The following is a 249-nucleotide window of genomic DNA, read 5'->3' as shown; positions in this document are numbered from 1 at the left end:
CACCGCACCAGCATCGTCTTGCGGTTGGAATTGATCTTGGTACCACCAACTCACTTGTTGCTGCGGTAAGAAGTGCTCAAGCATTAACTTTGCCTGATGAGCAAGGTCGTCATTCATTGCCGTCTGTGGTGCATTATGGCGAAACCAATGTGTTAGTGGGCTATGAAGCTCAAGACAAATCAGCTTTAGAACCACAAAACACCATCGTTTCTGTGAAGCGTTTTATGGGACGTAGCCTCACTGATATTC

1 protein-coding gene is annotated in these 249 nt (G+C 46.6%); it reads left to right on the top strand.

What is annotated here, in order from left to right; all coding sequences use genetic code 11:
• Positions 1-249 (top strand): Hsp70 family protein (locus AAEY72_RS15830; RefSeq protein WP_352311600.1); only part of this gene is annotated, 249 nt, incomplete at both ends.

The sequence above is a fragment of the Psychrobacter sp. W2-37-MNA-CIBAN-0211 genome, from assembly GCF_040309405.1.
Classification (GTDB): domain Bacteria; phylum Pseudomonadota; class Gammaproteobacteria; order Pseudomonadales; family Moraxellaceae; genus Psychrobacter; species Psychrobacter glaciei.
Note: the sequence above shows the minus strand (reverse complement) of the source record. Positions and strands in the feature narration are given on the sequence as shown.